The 24,006-nt window shown below is 73.4% G+C and carries 18 protein-coding genes and 1 pseudogene; 14 read left to right on the top strand and 5 right to left on the bottom strand.

Features of this window, described 5'->3' with window-relative positions; translation table 11 throughout:
* Positions 1 to 52 precede the first annotated feature (52 nt).
* A pseudogene (locus tag ACH4EB_RS04175) lies at positions 53 to 698 on the bottom strand (transposase).
* Between the two features lie 188 nt (positions 699 to 886).
* Entirely contained in the window at positions 887 to 2,047 is a 1,161-nt protein-coding gene (locus ACH4EB_RS04180) for a magnesium and cobalt transport protein CorA (RefSeq protein WP_398345762.1), read from the bottom strand.
* A gap of 221 nt (positions 2,048 to 2,268) precedes the next feature.
* Here ACH4EB_RS04180 and ACH4EB_RS04185 point away from each other — a divergent pair, with 221 nt between their 5' ends.
* From ACH4EB_RS04185 to ACH4EB_RS04200, 4 genes are all read left to right on the top strand, one after another.
* The gene (locus ACH4EB_RS04185; protein WP_031004748.1) at positions 2,269 to 2,658 is read left to right on the top strand and encodes a cell division protein SepF; all 390 of its coding nucleotides are present in this window, start codon (positions 2,269 to 2,271) and stop codon (positions 2,656 to 2,658) included.
* Between the two features lie 54 nt (positions 2,659 to 2,712).
* Positions 2,713 to 4,269: a biotin transporter BioY gene (locus ACH4EB_RS04190; protein ID WP_398345763.1), complete on the top strand. Its 1,557-nt coding sequence runs from the start codon at positions 2,713 to 2,715 to the stop codon at positions 4,267 to 4,269.
* Complete coding sequence (locus tag ACH4EB_RS04195) at positions 4,266 to 4,619, top strand: nucleotide pyrophosphohydrolase (RefSeq protein ID WP_398345764.1); 354 nt, start codon at positions 4,266 to 4,268, stop codon at positions 4,617 to 4,619. Before ACH4EB_RS04190 ends, ACH4EB_RS04195 begins: the two co-directional genes overlap by 4 nt.
* Before the next feature lie 134 nt (positions 4,620 to 4,753).
* Positions 4,754 to 5,209 carry a DUF6099 family protein gene (locus ACH4EB_RS04200; protein ID WP_398345765.1) on the top strand — a complete coding sequence of 152 codons (456 nt, stop codon included), beginning with the start codon at positions 4,754 to 4,756 and terminating at the stop codon, positions 5,207 to 5,209.
* Positions 5,210 to 6,115: 906 nt separating this feature from the next.
* On the opposite strand, the gene ACH4EB_RS04205 is transcribed toward ACH4EB_RS04200, so the two are convergent.
* Entirely contained in the window at positions 6,116 to 6,556 is a 441-nt protein-coding gene (locus tag ACH4EB_RS04205) for a hypothetical protein (protein ID WP_398345766.1), read from the bottom strand.
* A 478-nt stretch (positions 6,557 to 7,034) separates the two neighbouring features.
* Positions 7,035 to 7,475 (bottom strand): MarR family winged helix-turn-helix transcriptional regulator, encoded by a 441-nt coding sequence (locus tag ACH4EB_RS04210; RefSeq protein WP_398345767.1) that lies wholly within the window; start codon positions 7,473 to 7,475, stop codon positions 7,035 to 7,037.
* Positions 7,476 to 7,601: 126 nt separating this feature from the next.
* Here ACH4EB_RS04210 and ACH4EB_RS04215 point away from each other — a divergent pair, with 126 nt between their 5' ends.
* Positions 7,602 to 8,159 (top strand): quercetin 2,3-dioxygenase, encoded by a 558-nt coding sequence (locus ACH4EB_RS04215; protein ID WP_398345768.1) that lies wholly within the window; start codon positions 7,602 to 7,604, stop codon positions 8,157 to 8,159.
* 128 nt (positions 8,160 to 8,287) lie between these two features.
* Positions 8,288 to 9,529, top strand: a complete 1,242-nt coding sequence (locus ACH4EB_RS04220) for a PP2C family protein-serine/threonine phosphatase (protein WP_398345769.1) — start codon at positions 8,288 to 8,290, stop codon at positions 9,527 to 9,529.
* 202 nt (positions 9,530 to 9,731) lie between these two features.
* Here ACH4EB_RS04220 and ACH4EB_RS04225 read toward each other — a convergent pair whose 3' ends face one another.
* Positions 9,732 to 10,655, bottom strand: coding sequence for an LLM class F420-dependent oxidoreductase (locus ACH4EB_RS04225; RefSeq protein ID WP_398345770.1), 924 nt, complete (start codon positions 10,653 to 10,655; stop codon positions 9,732 to 9,734).
* A gap of 158 nt (positions 10,656 to 10,813) precedes the next feature.
* Between ACH4EB_RS04225 and ACH4EB_RS04230 the strand changes: the two genes are divergently transcribed.
* The 8 genes from ACH4EB_RS04230 (at position 10,814) to ACH4EB_RS04265 (ending at position 23,988) form a co-directional block, all read left to right on the top strand.
* On the top strand, positions 10,814 to 12,298 hold the full coding sequence (locus tag ACH4EB_RS04230) for a 3' terminal RNA ribose 2'-O-methyltransferase Hen1 (RefSeq protein ID WP_398345772.1): 1,485 nt from the start codon (positions 10,814 to 10,816) through the stop codon (positions 12,296 to 12,298).
* On the top strand, positions 12,295 to 14,898 hold the full coding sequence (locus tag ACH4EB_RS04235) for a polynucleotide kinase-phosphatase (RefSeq protein WP_398345774.1): 2,604 nt from the start codon (positions 12,295 to 12,297) through the stop codon (positions 14,896 to 14,898). Before ACH4EB_RS04230 ends, ACH4EB_RS04235 begins: the two co-directional genes overlap by 4 nt.
* A gap of 382 nt (positions 14,899 to 15,280) precedes the next feature.
* Positions 15,281 to 16,033 carry a Crp/Fnr family transcriptional regulator gene (locus ACH4EB_RS04240; protein WP_398345775.1) on the top strand — a complete coding sequence of 251 codons (753 nt, stop codon included), beginning with the start codon at positions 15,281 to 15,283 and terminating at the stop codon, positions 16,031 to 16,033.
* A gap of 66 nt (positions 16,034 to 16,099) precedes the next feature.
* On the top strand, positions 16,100 to 17,062 hold the full coding sequence (locus ACH4EB_RS04245; RefSeq protein WP_398345776.1) for a hypothetical protein: 963 nt from the start codon (positions 16,100 to 16,102) through the stop codon (positions 17,060 to 17,062).
* The gene (locus ACH4EB_RS04250) at positions 17,059 to 19,389 is read left to right on the top strand and encodes a hypothetical protein (protein WP_398345777.1); all 2,331 of its coding nucleotides are present in this window, start codon (positions 17,059 to 17,061) and stop codon (positions 19,387 to 19,389) included. Before ACH4EB_RS04245 ends, ACH4EB_RS04250 begins: the two co-directional genes overlap by 4 nt.
* Entirely contained in the window at positions 19,386 to 20,978 is a 1,593-nt protein-coding gene (locus ACH4EB_RS04255) for a hypothetical protein (RefSeq protein ID WP_398345778.1), read from the top strand. Before ACH4EB_RS04250 ends, ACH4EB_RS04255 begins: the two co-directional genes overlap by 4 nt.
* Positions 20,978 to 21,547, top strand: a complete 570-nt coding sequence (locus tag ACH4EB_RS04260; RefSeq protein ID WP_398345779.1) for a Pycsar system effector family protein — start codon at positions 20,978 to 20,980, stop codon at positions 21,545 to 21,547. Before ACH4EB_RS04255 ends, ACH4EB_RS04260 begins: the two co-directional genes overlap by 1 nt.
* Before the next feature lie 2 nt (positions 21,548 to 21,549).
* Positions 21,550 to 23,988, top strand: a complete 2,439-nt coding sequence (locus tag ACH4EB_RS04265; protein ID WP_398346408.1) for a VWA domain-containing protein — start codon at positions 21,550 to 21,552, stop codon at positions 23,986 to 23,988.
* Positions 23,989 to 24,006 lie beyond the last annotated feature (18 nt).

Here is a 24,006-nt window from a genome sequence, read left to right on the forward strand (position 1 = left end):
TCCCCGCGCGTACGGGGCGGCCCCCTGTGGCCGCCGGTTCCTGATCTGGATGTCAAGCGGTCAGGGTGACGGGCGGTATGGGCTGGTAGCGCCGCCCGTCACGCAGCAGAGCCCACAGGACGTCGACTCGTCGGCGTGCGAGGGCCATGACGGCCTGGCCGTGTCATTTGCCTTCGGCGCGTTTGCGGTCGTAGAAGCGGCGGGACTCGTCACAGCAGCGGATGCTGATCAGCGCGGAGGTGTAGACAACGCGCCGGAGGCGTCGGCTGTAGCGAGTGGGGCGGTGCAGGTTGCCGCTGACCTTCCCGGATTCGCGGGACGTCGGGGAGACGTCTGCGCAGTCCTCGCCGGGGACGCTGGTGTGCCGGCCTTCGGCGGCCTGGACGGCCTTGGCGGCGAGTCCGTCGGCGCTGCGGGCCTTGCGGGTGCGCAGCCAGGTGGCCAGTCGTCGGCGGCCGGCCCGGCGGGCGGTAGCCCTCAGAAGCCCTGTTGACCGCCCGACCGGGGATGTACTGGAGCTGCTGACCGTGATTGACCAGCACTGCGACGATCAGAGCGGCGCCGCCGTCCGCCAGGTCAATGCCCCAGACCGCTTCGTCGCCCGGAGCGAGAACGTCCCCGAGGAGCTTGAGCAGTTCGGTCTCGTTGTTGGCGATGCGTCGGGACAGCAGCCGCTTACCGGTTTCGTCGATCACCATGCAGTGGTGATGGGTCTTCCCGGCGTCGATACCGGCCCAGATCGCTGTCACGTGCGATCCACGGCTGTCTCGGCCGGAGACCGGCCGAGCTCATTCTCCCCGGATTCTTCCCCAGCGGCCTGAAGGGGGCGCGCCGCGCGCACCCTGCGGCGTTCGAGCCGCAGCGCGCCAGTGCTGACGCCGATTACTCAGAGCCAATCCCGGCGCTTGAAGACGACGTACAAACCAGTACACACGACCGCCATCAGGACGATAGCGAAGGGGTAGCCGAGCACCCAGTGCAACTCCGGCATGTGGTCGAAGTTCATGCCGTAGATGGTGCCGACCAGGGTGGGGGCGAAGAGGATGGCTGCCCAGGAGGAGATTTTCTTGATTTCCTCGTTCTGCTCGAAGCCGGCCTCCGCGAGGGCGCGCATCTCGGCGTTCTGTTGCTGGTTCACGAGCGTGGCGTTGACGGTGAGGATGTCCTGGAGGGCCTGGCGGAAGCCGTCCACGCGTTCGGTGGTGTGGGTGGCGTGGTCGGCGACGTCGCGTAGATAACGGCGGAGTTCCTCGTCGATTCCGTATTTCTCGAAGCCCGCGGTCAGGCTTTCCAGCATGCCGTTCAGCGGGCGGGTCGCGCGCTGGAATTCCACGACTTCCCGGGACAGTTCGTAGATACGGCGGGAAACGCGCGGGTCGCCGCCGAAGACCTCGGTCTCGATCTCGTCGATGTCGTTCTGGACACCGGCGACCACCGGAGCGTAATCGTCCACGACGGCGTCGAGGATCGCGTAGAGGACCGCCTCGGGGCCGCGGTCGAGGAGTTCCGGCGTGGCCTCCATGCGACGGCGCACGGCGGGCAGATCGGGGGCGCCGCCGTGCCGGACGGTGATGACGAAATCGGGGCCGACGAAGACGTGCAGTTCCCCGAAGTCGACCTCCTCGGGGTCGTCGAGGTAGCGCGCGGCGCGCAGGACGACGAAGAGGGTGTCGCCGTAACGCTCCAGTTTCGGCCGTTGATGGGCCTCCAGCGCGTCCTCCACGGCCAGCGGGTGAAGGTCGAATTCCGAGGCGAGGGTGACCAATTCGGAGGACGACGGCCGGTGCAGGCCGATCCAGGCCATGGAACCGGCGGTGGTGCGCAGGTGCCGGAAGGTGTCGGCGAGGCTTTCGTGGGTACTGAGGCGATGTCCGTCGCGGTAAAGAGTGGCATTGATGACACTGCCGCCGGTCCGGGCGTCCGCGTCCGGCGCCGGTGGTGCGTCCGTGGCGCCGGCGGGCGTCGCCGCGGTCGCCGGCCGCTTCTTCGCCGGCTTGCGGAGCCCGCGCAGGCCGCGCAGCCCACGGCCGGGAGGATCAACGCTCATGGCGGAACCGACCTACGTAACAGAGGGAGTGAACAGGAACAGGGGATCTCGTCGCAGGATATATGCCCGGGGTGTCGGCAGCGATCAGTGGGCATGGTGCAGGATGGAGGAGCCGGGGCACGCCATCCGTGTGTCGCACCCGAAGACGTATAAGTATTTATCCCTACAATTACGTGATGCAGATACCGACGTTGTCCAGCCCCTCCGGGAGAGGTGATTCGGTGAACGGGCCCGACGCCACCGACGAACAGTGGGAAGGGCTCGCCGAGGTCGTTCCCCTTCGCAGCGGCAGTGAATGGCCCTCGTGGCCCGATCACCGTGCCCTGCCCGACGAGGAACCGGGCGAGGAGATGCGGCGGTTCGTCGTCATCCGGGTCCAGACCTTCGCCGACGCGCGCGAGGTCGCCGAGTACCTGATGGCGCAGATCCCCGTCCTGCTCGACCTCAGCAGCGCCGACGCCGACGTGGCCAAACGCATCCTGGACTTCTCCAGCGGCGTCGTCTTCGGGCTCGCCAGCGGGATGCACCGGGTCGACACCAACGTCTTCCTGCTCGCGCCCGTCGGCACCGAGGTCGCCGAGCCGCCGGCCGGTCTCGTACCCCGATCGTAGGAAGGCGTTGCAGCCGTAACGGTTTTGCTTTCGCCGGTTGCCTAGCGTCCTCATATGGACACAGAAAGTGTGCGCCCGGCGGTCACCGAATTACGTCTGTCCGCCTTCAAGTCGCATCGCGGCGCGACCTTCCCGCTGGGCCCGTTGACGCTCCTGACCGGCGCGAGCGGCAGCGGCAAGTCCAGCGTGCTGCAGGCGTACGAGATCCTCGCGCGGCTCGGCAGCGGCGCCCGGCTCGCCCGGGCCGTGGCGGCGGCGCCCGGGGGCGCGGCCGGGTGCGTACCGGCCTGGGCGCGCCCCGACGGACAGGGCAGACGCGGGTTCCGCATCGGCTGCACGGTCGACGGGCCGGTCGGCCCGGTCCGGCTCGACGTCGCCGTACAGGCCGAGCCGGAACTGCGCATCGTCGGGGAACGGCTGACGGGCGGCGGCGAGACCCTGCTGTCGACGGCCCTGACCGACCCGGCCCGACGCGCGGTACAGGCGGCCTGGTACACGGCCGGATCGACACCGGTGACGCGCGCGCCACTGCCCGACGACCGTCTGGGCACGGCCCTGCTGCCGCTGCGCGTCGCGGGCAAGACGGCCGGGCAGCGGCTCGTACTCGCGGCGGCGGAGCAGGTGGTCGTCGCGCTCCGGTCGGTGTTCGCCTGCGATCCGCGGCCGGAGGTGATGCGCGGCGCGGGGCCCGGGGGCGGCAGCGGTGCGGGTGGGGAAGCGGGCGGCTCGGGCCCCAGGGGCGCAACGAGACGCAGCTCCGGAAGCGGGCCCGGCGTCACGGTCGGCGCCCGCGTGCCGGGTGCCCGCGCCGGCCGCGCCGGACGAGAAGCTGCCGGTGGCGCTGCCGGCGCCCATGACCCCTACGGTCCGGGCGAATCCGGTGCGCAGGGCGGGCCGGGCGGGCAGGGCGCCGCCACCGATCCAGGCGGCGCTGCCGGGACCCGCGGGGCCGGCGGGCCCCACGGTGCTTCCGATCCCTCCGGTGCTCCCCGCCCCCCTGCGCGTACGGAGGCTGGAACGCCGGAAGGCTTTGCAGTCGCGTCCGGCGGCGACGGGATGGCGGATGACGGCAGCACGTTCGGCGGGAGCTGGGGCTGGTCCGCCGGGGACGGGCGGCTGCGCAGCGCCTGCGACAACCTCCCCGCCGTACTGGGGCGGACGAGCCGGGAATGCGCGCGGCGGCACGCGGTACTGGTCGAGGCGGTACGGGACGGCTGTGTCGGCCCGGTCGCCGGACTGCGGGCCGAGCCGGTGCAGCGCGGCGGCACGGTCGGCATGCGGGCGCTGGTCGAGCGCGGCGAGCTGCCCGCGACGCCGCTGGAGCAGCTCGGGGACGGTGAGCTGCGCTACGTCGCGCTCGCGCTGGTGCTCCTGACGGGCCCGGAGGTGCTGGCCATGGACCCGGCGGGCGAAGTGCTCTCCGCCCGCCAGGTGCTGGGGCTGATGGCGGACGGGATGGACCGGAGCCTCGACGACCGGCAGGCCCGGGCGCTGCTGGAACTCGCCGTGCGGATGGTGGGGCGCGGGCACATCCGGCTGCTCGGGACGGTACGGGACGCGTCGGCCGCCGCGGGGCTGTCCGAGGTGCGGGTGCTACACCTAGGGGTATGAGTGAAGATCTCCATGCACTGCAGAAGCGGCTCGCCGAGTTCGCCGCGGCCCGCGACTGGAAGCAGTACCACACCCCCAAGAACCTGGCGGCGGCGCTCAGCGTCGAGGCCTCCGAACTCGTCGAGATCTTCCAGTGGTTGACGCCCGAGGAATCGGCGGAGGTCATGAGCGACGCGACCGCCGCCGGCCGGGTCGAGGACGAGGTCGCCGATGTGCTGGCGTACCTCCTGCAGTTCTGCGACGCCCTGGGCATCGATGTGCTGCGGGCACTGGCCGCGAAGATCGAACGCAACGAGACACGCTTCCCCGTGAAGGGGGCCGAACGAGCCAATCGTCACTCTATGGAGTGAAGGATCTTCCCACATCGTCTTGGTTGTCCACAGATTTGCGAATTCCTCTGGCCTTTTTGGCCTTTCAAGTTCACGCTGGGTAGTGGCAGGTAGGTGCGGCGAAGCTGACAGTGGTCTGAGGGAGGGGGTCGCGGATGGACGCGGTGCGCATCATCGCGGCCAGTCGGCGCGGTCTGGCGCAGGCGCGGACGGTCCAGGAGATCGTCGTCGAGGCGTGGCAGGCACAGGCTCTGGCCGAGGCGGTGGGCAGTCATCTCGCGATATCCGGGCCGCACGAAGTGCGGTCCCGGGCCCGGGGGTTGGGCGACGCGGGCGGAAGGACGAGCGCGGTACTGCTCATCCCCGCGCCGAGGATCGGCGGCCCCCGAGCGGCCCAGTTGTCCGAGGTGCGCGACACCCTGGCGGCCTTGCGAGGACTGTCCTGGCTGCTCGGCGAGGTGTGCGAGGCCTTGGTGGGCGTGGTCTGCGCGGCGGACGAGGAGGGGATGTACTGGACCTGCGTGGAGGCCATGGACGTAGCCGACGAGTCCCGGGACCGCGTCACCGGAATACTGAAACACCTCGCCGTACGGCCCCAGGACACAGCCTGACAGGCGCACGCTCCGGCGCTCGCTCCCTTGAGTGCGGGGGAGCGGGGTAGGGGCCCCGGGGCGTGGGTGTGGGGGCGTCGGGCGGCTGCGCCGTCCTGGCCGAAGAGTCACGTTGCCAGGGGGTGCCGGGGGCGCGGGCGGCTCTCGGTCGGGTTCGAGGGACACCCACCGCCCATGACCGGTTCCGTGCCGGTCCTGAAGCCGCTCGCATTCCGGGCAGGCGGCAGGAGTCGGCGGGGGAGGTGTGGTCGTGGCCTCGGGTTCGGCCCGCCAGGTGTCGATGTGGGGCTGAGTGTGTTCCCGGATTCCCAGCAGGGCCGCATTGGACGCCTCATGGTCGGCCGCGTTCGGTGACGGTGTCTCCGGGTGGACGAGCAGATGGGCGCCGGTGAGGTCGCTGCGTGCACCCCCGTGCGTGCAGCATGAGTGGGGCGGCCGGCCGCCGGGAGGCACGTCCTGGTCGGCTTGGCTGACGCGGCTGGTCCGGGCGTCCTGGGGAACCGGGCGGCCCGGCTGGCCTGGGGGAGCGGGGCGATCTGGGTGGCCTGGTCGGTCTGAGCGGCCTGGTTGACCTGGGGGACTGGGCGACTTGGGCGGCCTGGCTGGCCCGGGGGGGGGACTGGGTGGCCTGGGCAGCTTGGGCAACCTGGGCAGCCTGGGTGGTCTGGTTGTCCTGGGCGACCTGGTTGCTCTGGGGAACTGGCCGCCCTGGTTGGCCTGGTTGCTCTGGTCAGTTGGAAAGCGCAGGGCGGTGTATTGGGGGAGGGGGTGGGGGCGGGGCGGGGGGGGGGGAAGGTCAGGGGCCGGCGGTCGGATGTTGCTGGGTGAGGTCCCGGGCCGGCCCCTGCTGGTTCGGTGTGGAGGGGAAGTGGGTGGCGAGTGTGGGGGATTGGCGGTGGCGGCTGGTCAGTGCATGTCTACGGCGACGGAATTGTGGGTGGAGGCGGGGGCGTACCGGGGATTTCCGCCGAAGGTGGCGTCGTAACCGCCGGTCAGCAGTTTGACGGCGGATGCGGGGAGCGGGGGGAGGTGGGACTTCTTGCACTCGGCGTAGCCGCTGGTGTTGGTGGTGGCCTCGCAGAGGACGGCTTTCTCGCCGGTCACGGTGAACTTGACCGGCAGGTCCGCCACAGGGGTGCCGTCGACTTCGGTGATCTTCGCCTTCAGGCCGCTGGTCTGGCGTGCCAGTACGTCGAATGAGCCGTAATAGGCCTTCGCGTTGAGGCGCTTGGGCGGAGCGGGGCGGTCCGTGTGGTCGAGTGCGGATGCCGCGGTGACGGTGAGGGCGCTGGCCAGGGTCAACGCCGTGGTGGAGATCGCGGTGGCGCGGGAGGTGGGACAGGGCACGTCATACCTCTTTCAGTAAGTCTTATCTCCGACTTACTGATCAACGTGCCGCAGCATGGGAGGGGTGCGGGGACGGCGGTTGTTGAGCCGAAAGGGTGAGGGATGGGGAGGGCGGGAAGGGGAAGACGGTGGACGATTCGCTTTTTGCGGCTTTTCGTCTCCGTGAATATGGCTTCCGAGACGCTCTCGTACGATGATCCGGGAAGCGGAGCCGACGGGGCGGGAGGGGAAGGCTGGCCGCGTTATCTCACGATCGGATTGTCATGCAGGAGGTCGTGGCGTCAGGTCGAGAGAAGGGGTTTTCCGGCGCGGAAATGGCTGGAAGTGAGCAGAACCCGCGGGGCGATGGGTCCACGAGAAGGCTGAATTGACACACAGCGCTGACTCGCCTTTGAGTCGGCTGAGCCGGCAGCATCGGCAGACGTGTGCGTTCCCTTGTCGAGCGCGGGCGTGGCCTTCCGATCGGTGCGCTCGGCCGTCAGGTGGTCGGGGCCGGGCCCCACGGTGCCTCCAGGGCTTCGCGGAGGGCGGTGACCGTGTCGTGGCCGATGCGTTCGGCGAGTTGGTGTTCCAGGTCCCGCAGGAGGCGTTCGGCCTGGTGGTGGGCGCGTTCGCCGGCCGGGGTGCGGCGGATCAGCCGTTGCCGTGCGGAGGCGGGATCGGGGACCTGTTCCAGCAGGCCGGCTGCCACCAGACCGTGTACGGCCTGGTGGGCGGTCTGCCGGGTCACGCCCATGCGCCGGGCCAGGGTGGCGACCGTGGTGCCTTCCGTGTCCAGGGCGGCGAACAACTGGACCTGGGTCGAGGTCACCGGAGGCCCGCCGGCCGCGTTCATGGCGGTCAGAAGGGCGTCCTCGAACCAGCGCCGGGCGTCGCCGAGCAGTTGGGGGAGGGTGCGGCGGGGTGGGGGCAGGGGCATGTCCGGGCCTCGGGGCGGGAGGGAGGGGTATGGGGAGCGGGTTGCTTCTCGGGTGGCTGCGTGTCAGGGTACCTGACACGTTGCATGTCAGGCGGCCTGACACCAGTGCCCGTCCCAGGAGGCTCCATGACCATCGAGTTCGCCACGCGTTACCGCCGGACCTCGCGTATTCCGGCCGAGCCGGGCCGGCCGTACTTCATCGAGAAGGGCGAGGGGGACCGGGCGCACCTGTTCGGCGACCTGATCACCGTCTACGCGGGTGGAGAGCAGACCGGGAACGCCTTCAACTTCTTCACCGTCGAGGGCCCCAAGGGCGACCTCATCCCGGCCCACCTGCACACCGACACCTACGAGGTCTTCTACGTCACCCAGGGCGCCGTCCGGCTGTTCGTCGAGGACACCGAGGGCGACCAGCAGGAGAAGCTGCTGACCCCCGGCGACTTCGGCTTCGTTCCCATGAACTGCCCGCACGCCTATCGCATGGAGCGCCACCACAGCCAGGTCGTCGGCGTCGCGGCGGGCCCCGGCGGCACGTTCGAGCGGTTCTTCGAGAACCTCGGCGTCCCCACGGAACAGCTCGGGCTGCCGAGTGCGCCGGTCGTTCCGGAGGAGGGCAGGTTCGCGACGGTTCCCGAGCGGTACGACGTGCGGTTCCTGCCGGGGCATGAGTGGCGTACGCGGTGAACGCGGTACGGGGCCCGGAGTGGTCGGGTGCGGCCGCGACCCGAGTGGGGGAACGAACGGACGCCGCCGGGTCGCCCGGACGGCGGTGGTGCGGGGGCGGTGCGAGACTGCGGTAGGAGGTGAGCACGATGGCCGGCGAAGCCTTTGCGGACGCCTATCCGGGCGCCGAGGGCTACGGGATGCTCGAAGCGCTGCTGGAGCACGCCCAGCGCGCGGCCCCCACGGACCTGCCCGACCTGGTGAACCGGCACGCCGCGGCCCTCGGTCTGCGGCACGTCGGTCTCTACCTGGTCGACATCCAGCAGCGGCAGCTCTGCCCGATGGGCGTGGGGCAGCGTTCGCTCTCCGTGGATTCCTCCCTCGCCGGGTGGACTTACCGCACGCTGGCCATGCGGGTGGAGGACGCGGACGAGCCGGAGGGCGGCATCCGGGTCTGGCTGCCGCTGGTCGACGGGGTGGAGCGGCTGGGCGTACTGGAGGTGGGCGCCGAGCTGCTGGACGGCGAGCGGCTGCGCCGCTGCCGTGCGCTGGCGGCCCTGCTGGCCCCGATCATCACCTCCAAACGGGCCTACAGCGACACGTTCGTACGCCAGGCGCGCACGCAGCCGATGCAGCTCCCCGCGGAAATGGTGCGGGCCTTCCTGCCGCCGCGCACGATCGGCAACGAGCAGGCGGTGTCCACGGCGGTGCTGGAACCGGCGTACGAGCTGGGCGGCGACGCGTTCGACCACTCCATGACGCAGGACACGCTGCACGCCGCCATCATCGACTCGATGGGCCACGACCTGGCCGCCGGTCTGGCCACCTCCGTCGCCCTGGCCGGCTGCCGCAGCGGCCGCCGGGCGGGTGCGGACCTGCGCGAGACGGTGGACACCGTCGACCAGGCGCTGTCGCAGTGGCTGCCCGACCGGTTCGCCACCGGCGTCTTCCTGCAACTCGACCTCGCCGACGGGCGGCTGCGCTGGGTCAACTGCGGCCACCCGCCGCCGCTCCTGATCCGCCGGCACGCCGTCCTCGACCAGGCGCTGGAGCAGACGGGCCAACTGCCGCTGGGCCTGCCCGCGGCGCTGAGCCCGGAACCGCGCACCGTCCACGTCGCGGACCTGGAGCCGGGCGACCGGGTGCTGCTCTACACGGACGGGGTGACCGAGGCGCGGGACTCCACCGGCGCGCTGTTCGGGCTGGACCGGTTCACGGACACGATCATCCGGGCCACGGCGGGTGGCGAGCTGGCCTTCGAGACGCTGCGCCGCCTGATCCACTTCATCGTCGACGACCAGGACAACGAGCTGCGGGACGATGCCACGCTGCTGCTCGTGGAGTGGCGCCCGGGTCCGTGGGGGCCGGGCGGGGAGGCTCCCGTGGTGTGAGCGCCCCCGGCGCGAGGGCGCTCGTCCGCTCCCGTGCCCCCGTCCCGAGCCGCCGCCCCACACGCCCGAGCCCCGGCCTGGGCCCCGAGCCCCGGCCTGGGCCCCGAGCCCCGGCCTGGGCCCCGAGCCCCGGCCCGGGCCCCGAGCCCCGGACGCCCACGCCCCGGGCCCCATGCTCAGGCCCCCGCCCCGCCGCCCCCGCTCAGGCCACCTGCGGCATGACCTCGGAGGCGATCAGTTCCATCTGGTCGAGGTCGGCCAGGTCGAGCATCTGGAGGTAGACGCGCTGGGAGCCGACGGCCGCGAAGCGGCCGAGGCGCTCGACGACCTCGGCGGGGGAGCCGGCCAGGCCGTTGGCCTTCAGCTCGTCGACCTGGCGGCCGATGGCGTCGGCGCGGCGCTTGACCTCCGCGTCGTTCCTGCCGACACAGGCGACCAGGGCGTTGGAGTACACCAGCTCGTCGGCGTCGCGGCCACGGTGCTCGGCTGCCGACCGTACCCGCTTGAACTGCTGCTCGGTGTCGTCCAACGAGGCGAAGGGGATGTTGAATTCGTCCGCGTACTCGGCGGCGAGCGCGGGGGTGCGCTTGGCGCCGTGCCCGCCGATGAGGACCGGTACCTTCGGCTGGGCCGGCTTGGGCAGCGCGGGCGAGTCCGCGAGCTGGTAGAACTTCCCGTCGAAATCGAAGCGTTCGCCGGTGGGCGTCTTCCACAGCCCGGTGATGATCGCGAGCTGCTCCTCCAGTCGGCCGAACTTCTCCTTGGGGAAGGGGATGCCGTACGCCGTGTGCTCGTCCGCGTACCAGCCGGAGCCCAGGCCGAAGTCGATCCGGCCGCCCGACATCTGGTCGACCTGGGCGACCTGGATGGCCAGGACGCCGGGGAGGCGGAAGGTGCCGGCGGTCATCAGGGTGCCGAGCCGGATGCTCGTGGTCTCCCGGGCCAGCCCGGCCAGGGTGATCCAGGCGTCCGTCGGGCCGGGCAGGCCGTCGGTGCTGCCCATGTGCAGGTAGTGGTCGGAACGGAAGAACGCGCCGTAGTTCAGGTCCTCGGCGGCTCGCGCGACGCGGAGAAGGGTGTCGTAGGTGGCCCCCTGCTGGGGCTCGGTGAAGATCCGGAGTTCCATGCCGCCCATCTTGCCCTGCGGGTGCCGGGAGCCGGGAACAGGCACGGCAGGGCCCGGGCGCCGCACGCGGTCCGGCGCTGCCCCGGCGCCGTCCGCCCCGTTCACACCTGCGAAAACCGGTTCGTCAAACAGGACGGTACCGGGCGATACTCGTACGCGTGTTCCTGACGATGTCCACCACCGGAAGCGCCGAGCGCCCCGCGACCGACCTCGGGTTCCTGCTGCACAAGCACCCCGGCAAGGCGCAGGCGTTCTCGACGGCGCACGGCACGGCCCATGTGTTCTATCCCGAAGCGGACGACAGCCGGTGCACGGCCGCGCTGCTGCTGGAGGTGGACCCGGTCGCGCTGGTGCGGCGCGCCCGGGGCAAGGGGCGGGGCGGCGCTCCGGATTCGGCGCTCGCCCAGTACGTCAACGACCGTCCGTACGCGGCGTCCTCGCTGCTGGCCGTGGCCTTGAGCTCGGTCTTCGCGAGCGCGATGAAGGGGCAGTGCAAGGCGCGTCCCGAACTGCCCGCGCAGCCGCTGCCGCTGCGCGTCGAGCTGCCCGCCGTGCCCGCGCGCGGCGGCGCCGGCCTGGTGCGCCGGCTGTTCGAGCCGCTGGGGTGGACGGTACGGGCCGAGCCGGTGCCGCTGGACGAGAGCTTCCCGGAGTGGGGTGACTCGCGGTACGTACGCCTCGGTCTGGAGGGTGAACGGACGGTCGCGGACGCGCTGCGGCATCTGTACGTGCTGCTGCCGGTGCTGGACGACGCCAAGCATTACTGGGTCGCGCCCGACGAGGTCGACAAGCTGCTGCGGACCGGCGAGGGCTGGCTGGCGGACCACCCCGAGCAGAAGCTCATCGTGGGCCGCTATCTCGCCCGCCGCCGGTCGCTGACGCATGACGCGCTGGAGCGGCTGGAGCTGGCCCGGCTCGCCGAGGCGGACGACACCGCCGTCGAGGAGATCGACAACGCGGTGGAGGAGTCGGCCGACACCGAGGAGCGGCCGGTGCCGCTGGCCGTACAGCGGCGGGCCGCGATCCTCGGCGTGCTGCGGGAGGTGAAGGCGGCACGGGTGCTGGACCTCGGCTGCGGGCAGGGCCAGTTGCTGGGCGAGCTGCTCAAGGAGGGGCAGTTCACCGACATCGTCGGCATGGACGTGTCGGTGCGCGCGCTCCAGGAGGCGCGGCGCAGGCTGCGGCTGGACCGGATGCCCGAGCGGCAGTCCGAGCGGCTGCGGCTGGTGCAGGGGTCGCTGGCGTACACCGACGCCCGGCTGAAGGGGTACGACGCCGCGGTGCTGAGCGAGGTCGTCGAGCACGTCGACCCGCCGCGGCTGTCCGCGCTGGAGTACGCGGTGTTCGGCGCGGCCCGGCCGCGCTCGGTCGTGGTGACCACGCCGAATGTCGAGTACAACGTGCGCTGGGAGACGCTGCCCGCCGGGCACGTACGGCACGGCGACCACCGCTTCGAGTGGACGCGTGCGCAGTTCCGGGCGTGGGCCCGGGAGGTGGCCGGGCGGCACCGGTACGAGGTGGAGTTCCGGCCCGTGGGCCCGGACGACCCCGAGGTCGGCCCGCCGACCCAGCTCGCGCACTTCCGCCTGGCGGAACCCGCCTCAGCCACCGCACCCGCCCCCGCGAAGGAGGCCCAGGCATGACCGCCACCGGCTCCGCCCCCGCCCGCCGTCCGCTGGGCGTCCCCGACCTGTGCCTGGTGGTGCTCGTCGGCGCCACCGGCTCCGGCAAGTCGACCTTCGCCGCGCGGCACTTCAAGCCCACCGAGGTCCTTTCCTCGGACTTCTGCCGCGGGCTGGTCAGCGACGACGAGAACGACCAGAGCGCGAGCGGTGACGCCTTCGACGTCCTGCACCACATCGCGGCCAAGCGGCTCGCGGCCGGCCGGCGGACCGTCGTCGACGCCACGAACGTGCGGACGGAGGCGCGCGCCCAGCTCGTGAAGCTGGCCCGCGAGCACGACGTGCTGCCCGTGGCCATCGTCCTGGACCTGCCCGAGGAGGTGTGCGCCGAGCGCAACGCGGCACGTGCCGAGCGGGCGGCGCTGCCCCGCCGTGTCATCCAGCGGCACCAGCGCGAACTGCGCCGCTCCCTGCGGCACTTGGAGCGCGAGGGCTTTCGCAAGGTGCACGTGCTCAAGGGGGTGGAGCAGGTCGAGGCGGCGGAGATCGTCACCGAGCGGCGCTACAACGACCTGCGGCACCTGACCGGCCCGTTCGACATCGTCGGTGACATCCACGGCTGCCGCTCCGAGCTGGAGACGCTGCTCGGACGGCTGGGGTACGAGGTCGAGCACGACGCGCTCGGCCGCCCCGTGGACGCCCGGCACCCGCAGGGCCGTACCGCGGTGTTCGTCGGCGACCTCGTGGACCGCGGCCCGGACAGCCCCGGCGTGCTGCGCCTGGTGATGGGCATGACCGCCGCCGGGCACGCCCTGTGCGTACCGGGCAACCACGAGAACAAGCTCGGCCGCTACCTCAAGGGCCGCAAGGTGCAGCACCGGCACGGCCTCGCCGAGACCGTCGCCCAACTGGAGCGGGAGGACGAGGCGTTCCGCGGTGAGGTCGCCGCGTTCATCGAGGGTCTGGTCAGCCACTACGTGCTGGACGGCGGGGCGCTGGTGGTCTGCCACGCGGGACTGCCGGAGAAGTACCACGGGCGTACGTCCGGCCGGGTGCGGTCCTTCGCGCTGTACGGCGACACGACCGGCGAGACGGACGAGTTCGGGCTGCCGGTGCGCTACCCGTGGGCCGAGGAGTACCGGGGCCGCGCCGCCGTGGTCTACGGTCACACCCCGGCGCCGCGCGCGAGCTGGCTGAACAACACCATCTGCCTGGACACCGGCTGTGTCTTCGGCGGCCGGATGACGGCGCTGCGCTGGCCGGAGCGGGAACTGGTCGACGTGCCGGCCGAGCGGGTCTGGTACGAGCCGGCCAAGCCGCTGGCCGGCGAGGCGCCGGGCGGTGCCGACGGACGGCCGCTGGACCTCGGTGACGTCGCCGGGCGGCGGGTCGTGGAGACCCGTCACATGGGCCGGGTCGCCGTCAAGGAGGAGAACGCGGCGGCGGCGCTGGAGGTGATGAGCCGCTTCGCGGCCGACCCGCGCCTGCTGCCGTATCTGCCGCCGACGATGGCGCCCTGCGCGACGTCCAGGGAGGACGGTTACCTGGAGCACCCGGCCGAGGCGTTCGCGTCGTACCGGGCGGACGGTGTACGGGAGGTCGTGTGCGAGGAGAAGCACATGGGCTCGCGGGCCGTGGTCCTGGTGTGCCGCGACGAGGCGGCGGCGCGGGAACGGTTCGGTACGGCGAAGGGTGTGACCGGCGCGGTGTACACGCGGACCGGGCGGCCGTTCTTCGACGACCCGGCCCTGACCGAGCAGGTGCTGAAGGCCGTACGGGAAGCCGTGGACGGCGCGGGGCTGTGGGAGGAACTCGCCGATCCCGCCGCTGCCGGAACCGGGCACTGGCTGCTGCTGGACGCGGAGTTGCTGCCCTGGTCGCTGAAGGCGGCCGGTCTGCTGCGCGGCCAGTACGCGGCGGTCGGCGCGGCGTCCGGCGCGGCCTTCCCCGGGGCGCTGGCCGCGCTGGAGGCGGCCGTGGCGCGGGGTGTGGACGTGCCGGACCTGCTGGCGGGGCAGCGTGACCGGGCCGCCGACGCGGCCGCCTTCACCGAGGCGTACCGGCGGTACTGCTGGCCGGTCGACGGCCTGGACGGCGTACGGCTGGCACCGTTCCAGATCCTGGCCGCGCCGGGCCGTGGCCTGGCCGCCGTACCGCACGACCGGCAGCTCGACTGGCTGGACCGGCTCGTCGCACACGACGGCACCGGCCTGCTGCGGCGCACCGGCCGCCTGGTCGTCGACACGGAGGACGAGGAGTCGGTCGCGGCGGGCGTGCGGTGGTGGCTCGACCTGACCGCCGCCGGCGGCGAGGGCATGGTGGTCAAACCGCTGGGCGCGCTGGTGCGCAAGGGCGACGGGCGGCTGGTGCAGCCGGGCGTCAAGTGCCGCGGCCGGGAGTACCTTCGGATCATCTACGGTCCGGAGTACACCCGCCCGGAGAACCTGGACCGGCTGCGCGTGCGCCACCTGGGCCACAAGCGCTCCCTCGCGCTGCGCGAGTACGCCCTCGGCCTGGAGGCGCTGGACCGCCTGGCCGACGGCGAGCCCCTGTGGCGGGTGCACGAGGCGGTCTTCGCCGTCCTGGCCCTGGAGTCGGAGCCGGTGGATCCACGGCTCTAGCCTGCTCGCCCGCGGGGCCCGGCCGGTCACGGCCGGGCCTTCGCTGTTCCCGCCGCCCTCCGTGTCGCTCCCGCGCGGGCGGCGGGTGGTACGCGTGTTCGGGGAGGTCAAAAGCCTTGCCGCTGAAGGCAGTTGAGGGCGGGAAAGCGTTGACGGGGCCTGATCGCGACCCTAATCTTCTGTAACTCAACCGAGCGCAGCTCGATCAATTTGCGCAAGAACCCCGCCTGTAACGAAAGAAATCAGAGGCGAGCCCGTTTCTCCGTCAGGCTGAGGAACCGGGCCGGGGCCCTGGGGCGACCAGATGCACAAGAGCGGAACGTCCGCCGTGCCGACGGGCGTTCCGGGCCGGGGTGAGCGAACCAGCGGGGGGAGGAGGCGGATGAGTCTCTTCGAGGACGGCAGGCCCTTCTTGAACGCGCTGCCGGCGCAGGACCGGCGGGCGCTGCTCGCGCTCGGCAGTGGCCGCAGTTACGCGCCGGGCGAGGTCGTCCTCAGGGAGAACGACACCACCACCTTCGTGGTGGCGATCGTCAGCGGATGGGCCGGCGTCTCCCTGGAGACGGAGCGCGGAGTGCGGCTCATCCTCGCGCTGCGCGGCAGCGGCGAGGTCGTCGGCGACCAGGCCGCCGTCGACCACCGCCCGCGCAGCGCCACGGTCACCGCCCTCGGCCCGGTGGACGGGGTGGTCGTCCCCGGCGACCGGTTCCGCGGCTACCTCGCGGCGCGGCCCGTGGCGACCGTACTGATCATGCGGCAGTTCAGTTCCCGGCTGCGCAGCTCGGACGGCGAACGGCGCTCCCTGGCCTCGGAGAAGGTGTTGCAGCGGCTCGCCGCGCGCCTGGTGGAGCTGGCCGAGCGCACCGGAGTCCCCGGGTCGGGAGGCGTGGACGTGGACCTGCCGCTGCCGCAGCACGACCTGGCGGCGGCCGTCGGCTCCACCCGCGAAGCGGTGGCCAAGGCGCTGCGCCTGCTGCGGGAGCAGGGCGTCGTGCGGACCGGCCCCCGGCGGCTGGCCGTGCTCGACCTCGCGCTGCTGCGGCTGCTCGCCGAAGGGCGCGCGGTCGGCGGCCGCACACCGTCCGGCCCCGCTCCCGTACGTCCCGGGGAATCCGAATCCCCGCCGGCTGTGTAAACGGCTACAGCCCCGTCTTCCCGCCCCGGCCATGCTGCTTCATGTCGGCACGAACCAGGAGGTCCAGTGAGCACGGAAGCCTTGCACCGACTCGTCGTCAACGGAGACGTCTGCGGATCCGGACGGCTGGGGCTGCGTGCCAAGCTGCGGATGCGCGAGGCGATGTACGACGTCTTCGACGCGGGGTTCACCGCCGCGGGGGTCACCGAGCGGAACGTCCACATGGAGGACCGCGGCGACGGCGTGCTGGTCGCGCTCGCTCCCGACGTGCCGTCCGCGCAGTTGGTGGGGCCCTGGCTCGAAGGCGTCTACCAGAAGCTGCGCCAGGTCAACGAGGGGCGTGCGGAGCCGTTGCGGATGCGCGTCGCCATGCACGCCGGCCCGGTCGCCCGGGACACCAGGGGCCTGGCCGGGCGCGCCGTGGACCTCGCCTGCCGGCTGTGCGACAGCGACACCGCCCGCGGCGTCATGCAACTGGCCGGCCGGGCACCGCTGTTGTGCGTCGTGTCCGACGCGCTGTACCACGACGTCGTGGCGGAAGGCGGCGCCTGCATCGAGCCCGAGCACTACCGCCGGGCGCGGGTGTCGGAGAAGGAGACGGACACGGAGGCGTGGTTCCACGTCCCCCGGCTGCCGTTCCCGCCCCTTCCGGCACGGACGTCGCACGAGGCACCGCCGTCCCCGGCGGTGCCGGCGCGGGACCGGCCGTGCGCGACGGGGGTGCGCGCGGTCCAGGACCCGCCGCCGGAGCAGGGCGGCGGGACGGGGCAAGGGGGTACGGCCCCGCCGCCCGCTTCCGGCCCGGGAGGAGCGGCCGGTACGGCACCGGCGCCCGCCGCGTACACCAGCAAATACCACTTCGGCCACATCGGCGGCGGGAACCAGGTCTACGACGGCAACACCTTCCACGGGGACTTCACCGGCATCGGCCGGGCGGACGACGCACCGAAACCGCCCTCCGACCCCCCGGAACCGGCCGCCGACGACGCCCCGCAGACCGGATCCGGACCGGAAGGCGGCGGCAGGTGACCGACGTGGACGAGGGGGCCCCGCCCGCCGGCGAGCAGCCCCCGCCGCAGCCCGACGGCAGGCCGGGCGGCCGGGACGACGAGGCGAGGGCGGCCCGGGACGGCAGGGCCGACGGCGACGGCCGGCCCGAGGAGAAGCCCCGCCTGGACGCCCCGAAGAGCAGCCCGCTGGGCGGCGCGGGCGAGGCGGGCGGCGCCCGTACGGCCCGCGAGGCCCGCACCAACCTGCACATCGAGGGCGACAACCAGATCTACGACGGCAACACCTTCCACCAGACGCAGGTCCGGATCGGCAGCGACTACCAGACGCACATCCGGATCGGCGCCGACGACGTCTTCGTCGACGGGCCGGTGCCGGCCGAGGAACTGGACCGCCTGGGCCGGGTCTACTGCCGGGCCCCCGGATACGACGCGATGAAGACCCGGCTCCGGCGTACGCACCTGCTGGCGCTCTGCGGCGAGCACGGCACCGGCCGAACCTCCACGGGCCTCGCCCTCCTCAGGGACGTAGCCACCGGCGTGTCCCGCCTGGACCCGGCCACCGCGCTCGACAGCGTCGACCAGGAGAAGTTCGAGGCCGGCCGCGGCTACCTGCTCGAACTGCCCGCCGAGGACGCCGGTGCCGTACCGGCCGCGTCCGCCGGCGCCGACAAGGACGCCGGCAACGGGCACGGCGCCGGGCCCCGCCCCTCCGACCTGCACCTGGACCGGCTGAGCGCGCTGCTCGCCGGGCGCGGGGCGTACGGCGTCCTGGTCGTGGGCGCCGGCGACTTCGCCGACCGGCTGGTGCGCGGCCGTTACGGCGTGCAGTGCGCGCCGCCGACCGCCGACGAGGTCCTGGAGCGGCATGTGGCCGACCTGCTGGCCGACGCCCCCGCGGACCTGCTGCAACGGGCCCGGACCACCGCCCGGCGCCCCGACGTGGAACAGGCGCTGGGCCTGGGTGACCTGCGGCCGGGCGAGGCGGCCCGGCTCGCCGGCCACCTCGCGGCGCACGCCAGGGGCGAGACCGACGACACCCGGCTCCTCCACGAGTGCGCGGCGTTCGCACCGCGCCAGGCACGGGAGTGGTTCGCCGGGGCCGACCGGCCCGGCACCCTGCCCGAGGCGCTGCCCGCCCTGCGCGCCGCGGCCCTGCGGCTGTCGCTCGCGGTCTTCAACGGATCGGCGGAGAGCCTGGTGACCGAGGCCGGCGAACTGCTCGCCTGGGAGCTGGCGGTCACCCTCGACCCCCAGTACGCGCCGGGCCGCCCGCTGTTCACCGCGCAGACCCAGACCCGGCTGGCCGCCTCCCGCGCCGTACCGGACCAGGGCGTCGAGGACCTGGGCGACGCGGCCATCCCCGTACGGGTGACGCGCTTCCAGGGGCGCAGGCTGGCCTCCGCCGTCCTGGACGAGGCATGGGACGGCTACCACAACGTACGCGGCCCGCTGACCCGGTGGCTGCGGTCCCTCTGCGACGACCAACGCCCCCAGGTGTGGGTGAGCGCCGCGATCGTCGCCGGCTCCCTGTGCTCCCGCGACTACCTCTACGGACTCTCCGAACTGCTGCTGCCGCTCGCCCGCGCCGACCGGCCGGTGCAGCAGATGGCCGCCGCCACGGCCCTGTCCGAGGCGGCCCGCAACCCGCAGGTGCGGCCCGCCGTACGCGGTCTGCTGCGCGACTGGGCACGCGGCGACAACCGGTCCGCGTGCGAGATCGCGGCGTTCGCCCACGGCTACGGCATGGTGGCGGGCTCGGTCGCCGCCTCCCTGGACGAACTGGCCCGAATCGGCTGCCGGGAGGACGGCGGCAAACCGGCCGACGCCGCCTCGTACAGCGTGGTGCGGCTGCTGGCGGGCCCCGAGCCGGAGGTGGTGCTCAGGCGGCTGGCCCGCTGGCTCGGCGACCCGCGGCAGATCCGGCAGGACCTCGCGCTGCTGGTCGTGATGCGCGCGCTGGCCACCCGCACCTCCCACCTGTGGGGGCTCCGGCGCGACAGCCCCGTCCTGGAGTCGTACGGCTCCTGGCCGCTGGCGGCGGCCCTGGTCGCGGCCCACCCCGACCGGGCCCCCTGGCTGGCGGACCTGGTGCACAGCACGTTGAACACGGCGCGGGCGGGCGCCGCGGCGCAGGAGGAGATGGGCGGCTGGATGCGGCGGGCGGCCAAGGACCCGCGGCAGCTCGACGTGCTGTGCGCGTTCCTGCCGCGGCTGGTGGCGGGGCGGCGGGACCGCGACCGGTTGCTGCTGCTGGTCAACCGGCTGGAGCGGGACGGTGACGAACCGCTCGCCCCCCGGGCGGCCGCGCGGATGCGCGCGGCGCTGGAAGGAGAGGGACGACGATGACGCAAGACGGCCGGAACGGCGCGCAGCACGGCTACGGGCAGGCCCCGGGGCCGGGCGCACCAGGGGGACACGGCCCGGGGCCCGGAGGGGCGGTGGCGGGCCCGCTGGTGCGGGAGTACGAGTCGTCCGGCCGGTTCCGGCGGCCCAGCATGCAGGTCGCCGCGGTGCTCATGTACGAGAACGGTGGCTACAGCGTGCTGTGGCCGGACCGCCGCGAGGACGTCAACAAACCGCTCTTCAGGGGCTCGTTCAAGGTCATGGAGGTGTGGGTCGGCTGGCATCTGACCGAGTTCCGCACCGAACTGCCCGCGGCCGGCGACGCGGAGTCCTTCCGCGCGGAGGTCCAGGTGCGCTGGCGCGTCGTGGACGCGTACGCGGCGGTCCGCGCCATGGTCTGGGACCTCGCCCGGCACTTCTCGCCGGTCCTGCTGCACGCGCTGCGCGGGGTGACCCGGCGCTATCGCATCAGCGAGGCGGAACGGGCGGACCGGGCGGTGGAGACCGCGCTGGCGGACCTGCGCCTGGGCGACGACTTCGGCCTGGAGACCGAGGTGTTCGTACGGATCGACCTGAGCGAACGCGGGATCAGCGCGGAGCGGCAGCGCACCGAGATCGACCACGAGGGCGACCTCGCGCGCCGGCAGCACGCGGAGGCGATGAAGAGGGAACGGCAGGAACAGGAATTGACCCGGATGAAGGCCACCGAGCTCCAGGAGATGCTCAGTGGCGGCGACGACCAGCGGATCGCGTACTTCATGGCGCGCGACACCGCCCACGCCTGGGACATCCAGCAGGCGTTCCTGCGGGAGCGCCGGGAGGAGCGGGCCCTGTCGATCGAGACGGTGTTCCGGTTCGTCGACGGCGGCCTGATCGAGCGCCACGACCTCAACGACCAGACACTGGCCGCCATCGACTTCCTGCGGTCGACGACGAGCGGGGTGGTGGGGCGGGCGGCCGACACCTTCCTGGAGCAGCCGCAGCGGCGCGCGCTGGAGGGCGGCGGGCCCCGTGGCGAACAGGACCGGGTCCGCGGGCGGCAGCGGATGGACTGGGCGCACGAGCCCGATCCGGACGCCGATCCGGACTCCGATCCGGATCCGGCGCCGGGACGGGACCGCGGCCCCGGGGCCGGCCGGGAGCCGGCGGACGACGACGGCCACGAGCCCGAGCGGGCGCGCGGCCGTTCCGGCGGCGGTGACCGACAGGGCGCCGAGGCGTACGGCGGCGGGTACGACGACCGCGAGCCGAGGCCCGGGGACGGCCGTCCGGACGGCGACGGGTACGCCGACGACGGTCACGGCGACAGCCACGACGACGACCCGTACGAGAAGGACGACCGCGGCCGCGTCTACGAGCCGGACCGCGTCCAGTCGGCCGCCGAGCGCGACGACCACCGCACCGGCCGGCGCGCGGACTTCCACGGCGACCGGTACGACGGCGACCGGTACGACGGCGACCGGTACGGCGACGGACACGACGACCGATACGCCGACCACCGCGACGGCCGCCGGGACGAGCACCGCGACGACGACCGGGACGGCCCCGCGCCGCGCCGCGGCCGTGGCGCGGGCCTGGACTGGGGGAAGTGATGACCACCAGCGCCCCACCCGCACCCGCCCCTGCCCGGGGCACCGGGCCCAACCCCCGCCCCGGGCCCTGCCCCTGCACCGGATCCGCCCCGGCCTCCGGCTCCGGCCCCGACTTCGTGGCCGAGCGCCTGCTGAAGGTCGTACGGGAAGAGATCAGCCGGGCCGACACCAAGGCGTCCGTCCTGATGACCGGCGCCACGGCGGCGCTGGTGCTGCTCGTCGGCCGCGACGGACAGCTTCCGGCGATGCCCGCCACCCGCGCCGCCCTGCTGCTCGCCGGGACCGTGCTGTGGACGCTGGGCATAGCGATGTTCGTGGCGGCGGTGCTGCCCCGCACCCGTACCTCGGCGGACGGACACCTGACCTTCCTCCCGCAGTTGACCGGCGGGGCCACCGCCGAGGTGCTGCTGCCCCGGGTGGCCCTCGCGGGCCGGGACACCGGGCAGTGGGCCGTCGAGCAGGCCTGCGCACTCGGCCGCATCCTCGGAGCCAAGTACCGCTGGCTGCGCTGGGGAGTCGGCTGCCTGGCGGCCGGTGGCGGCTGCGCCCTGACCGGAGGGCTGTGGTGAGCATGCCGTACGACACCGCACCGGCCGCCGCACGGAACCGTCGCGGGGCGCACCGCGCCACCGTCGCCGCCCTCACCGCGCTCTGCGCCGCCGTGCCGCTCGGCCCGCCGCCCGCGTGGGCCGCGCCCACCCCCACCGCGCCGTCCGCGGGCCCCACCCCCGTCGACTTCTCCGTCGTCGTGGACGCCTCGGCCAGCATCGGCGAGGAGGCGCTGGCCCGTGAGGCCGAGGCGGCCGCGCTGATCGGCCAGGGCGAACTCTCCGAACGGTCCCGGGCCAGCGTCATCGGCTTCGGCAGCGCCGAGAAGGAGGGGCAGCAGCCCGTACGGGAAGTGTGCCCGCCCACCGTCGTCGACGCCGCCGGACGCCAGCGCATCAGCGACTGCGCCCGCCGGCTCACCGACCGCGAAGGCACCAACCTCGGCCCAGGTACGGACTTCCCGGCCGCCCTCACCCAGGCCCTGACCCGGCTGCGCGAGAGCGGCACACCGGACACGCCCAAGGTCGTCTTCCTGCTCACCGACGGCAAACTGAACGTCGCGGACAGCCCCGCCTACGGAGCCGACGCCGCCGCCCGGCAGCAGGAGGGCGCCAAGCGGCTGCGCGAGGTCCTCGACCGGGCGCGCCGCGAGCACGTGCAGATCTGGCCGCTCGGCTTCGGCAAGGGCATCGACAAGAAGGCTCTTCAGCAGATGGCCGACGGCGGCTACCGCAACGGCTGCGCCGACCTGCCCGGCGCGCGCCCCCGGCCGGAGGTCGTGGACGGCGCCGCGGACGTGGACAAGGCGCTCCAGAGCGCGTTCGCCGCCGCCCGCTGCGCCCGCGTCGAAGAGGGCACCAGCAGCAAGCCGCCGGGCGACCTGACCGTGACCATCCCGCCCATCGCGACCGACGGCTCGATCACCGTCACCAAGCGCGACCCGAGGGTGACGGCCACGTACTACGACCCCAAGGGCCGCAAGGTGCCCCTCCAGGGGGACTTCGACGGTTCCCGCTTCGAGGTCAGCGGCCAGGACGGGCCGGTCGAGGCACTGCGGGTCAAGGACCCGCTGCCGGGGCGGTGGCGGGTGCACCTGTCCGCGCCCGAAGGGCACCGGGACCAGCCCGCCACCGTACGGGCCATCTGGCAGGGCGTGCTGCGCTCGTCGGTCACCCTGGAGCCGTCCGCGCCGCGCCCCGGCGAGGACGTCGTCGTACGGATGCGCCTGCAGACCCGGCGCGGTGTGGTGATCACCGACCCCGGACAGCTCGCGGGGGTACGGGCCGCCGCCCAGTTGTCCGGCGACGGCTTCGAGCCGGTGGACGTCCCGCTCCGCGACGACGGCGCGGGCCCCGACGAACGGGCGGGCGACGTCCTGTACGGCGCGTCGGTGACGGTGCCGAAATCGGCCACCGGCGCCCTGCGGCTGACCGGCGCGATCGCGGCGCCCGGCGTCACCGGGGACCGGCGGCCCTACGACACCCGGGTGTCCTCGGGCGCGGCGCCGGTGGCGGCCGGTGTGACGCTGGAGAGCCACGCCGTGCACCCGGGCGGCTCGGTCACCGGCAAGCTCGTCGCCCGCAACAACGACAGCCGCCCGCACACCCTGCGCCTCGGCCTGGCCGACCAGTCCACGCAGGCGGCGCTGCGCATCAGCCCGGCCACCGTCACCGTCGCGCCCGGCGCCCAGGAGCCGGTGTCCTTCACCGTGTCCTTCGGCGCCGGCGCGCCTGCGGGGGACGCCGGCGGCCGGATCACCGTCACCGACCGTACCGACGGCGGCCGCGAGGTCGGCTCCGCCTTCCTGACCGTCACCGTCACCCCCGCGCCCACCTGGTGGGACCGGTGGTGGTGGGCCGTCATCGGGGGCGCCGGGCTGCTGCTCGCCGGCACGGCCGTGATCGCCATCCGCGTCTGGTACGGCGGCGTCCGCAGCTCGTTGCAGGGCCTCGTCCTGGAACTGCGGCGCGACGGGCGGTTCATGGGCAAGCTGGAGGTGCGGGAGGCCCGCGCGAAGGCGGTGTGGTTCTCGGTGCGCAACCCGTCCTCGGAGCGCCCCGGCTTGCAACGGGGGAACGCGCGCACGGCGCAGGCGTACCGGCTCCGGCGCAAGGGCGACGGACTGCGGCTGCGCGGCCCCGACGGCAAGGAGCAGGCCGTGCCGCGCGGCGCGGCCGCCAAGCTCGGGCACGACCTGGAACTGTCCGTACGCGGCGGAAACCGGCCGGGCCGGGAGCGTACCGGCCGGGAGCGCCGGCCGGGTCCGTCCGGCGGCGCCCGCGACACCTCGGGCCGGTTCGGCGGGCTCATCGGCCGGAGCGGCACCGGCGCGCCCGGTGGCGCGAACGGGCGCGGTCGGCGCGGCGCTTCGCCCGGCGGCACCGGCAGGCCGGCCGGGACGGGCGGCGCCGGCGGTTCGGGCGGTTCGGGCGGGGCGTCCGGATATGACTCCGCGTTCTGAGGCGCCCGCGCCACGGCG

This window comes from Streptomyces sp. NPDC018045 (assembly GCF_044327445.1).
Lineage (GTDB): Bacteria > Actinomycetota > Actinomycetes > Streptomycetales > Streptomycetaceae > Streptomyces.

Coding starts and splice junctions, on each gene's coding strand:
- ACH4EB_RS04180 (WP_398345762.1), bottom strand. CDS start 2,047: ATGAGCGTTGATCCTCCCGGCCGTGGGCTGCGCGGCCTGCGCGGGCTC.
- ACH4EB_RS04190 (WP_398345763.1), top strand. CDS start 2,713: ATGGACACAGAAAGTGTGCGCCCGGCGGTCACCGAATTACGTCTGTCC.
- ACH4EB_RS04195 (WP_398345764.1), top strand. CDS start 4,266: ATGAGTGAAGATCTCCATGCACTGCAGAAGCGGCTCGCCGAGTTCGCC.
- ACH4EB_RS04200 (WP_398345765.1), top strand. CDS start 4,754: ATGGACGCGGTGCGCATCATCGCGGCCAGTCGGCGCGGTCTGGCGCAG.
- ACH4EB_RS04210 (WP_398345767.1), bottom strand. CDS start 7,475: ATGCCCCTGCCCCCACCCCGCCGCACCCTCCCCCAACTGCTCGGCGAC.
- ACH4EB_RS04215 (WP_398345768.1), top strand. CDS start 7,602: ATGACCATCGAGTTCGCCACGCGTTACCGCCGGACCTCGCGTATTCCG.
- ACH4EB_RS04220 (WP_398345769.1), top strand. CDS start 8,288: ATGGCCGGCGAAGCCTTTGCGGACGCCTATCCGGGCGCCGAGGGCTAC.
- ACH4EB_RS04225 (WP_398345770.1), bottom strand. CDS start 10,655: ATGGAACTCCGGATCTTCACCGAGCCCCAGCAGGGGGCCACCTACGAC.
- ACH4EB_RS04235 (WP_398345774.1), top strand. CDS start 12,295: ATGACCGCCACCGGCTCCGCCCCCGCCCGCCGTCCGCTGGGCGTCCCC.
- ACH4EB_RS04240 (WP_398345775.1), top strand. CDS start 15,281: ATGAGTCTCTTCGAGGACGGCAGGCCCTTCTTGAACGCGCTGCCGGCG.
- ACH4EB_RS04255 (WP_398345778.1), top strand. CDS start 19,386: ATGACGCAAGACGGCCGGAACGGCGCGCAGCACGGCTACGGGCAGGCC.
- ACH4EB_RS04260 (WP_398345779.1), top strand. CDS start 20,978: ATGACCACCAGCGCCCCACCCGCACCCGCCCCTGCCCGGGGCACCGGG.
- ACH4EB_RS04265 (WP_398346408.1), top strand. CDS start 21,550: ATGCCGTACGACACCGCACCGGCCGCCGCACGGAACCGTCGCGGGGCG.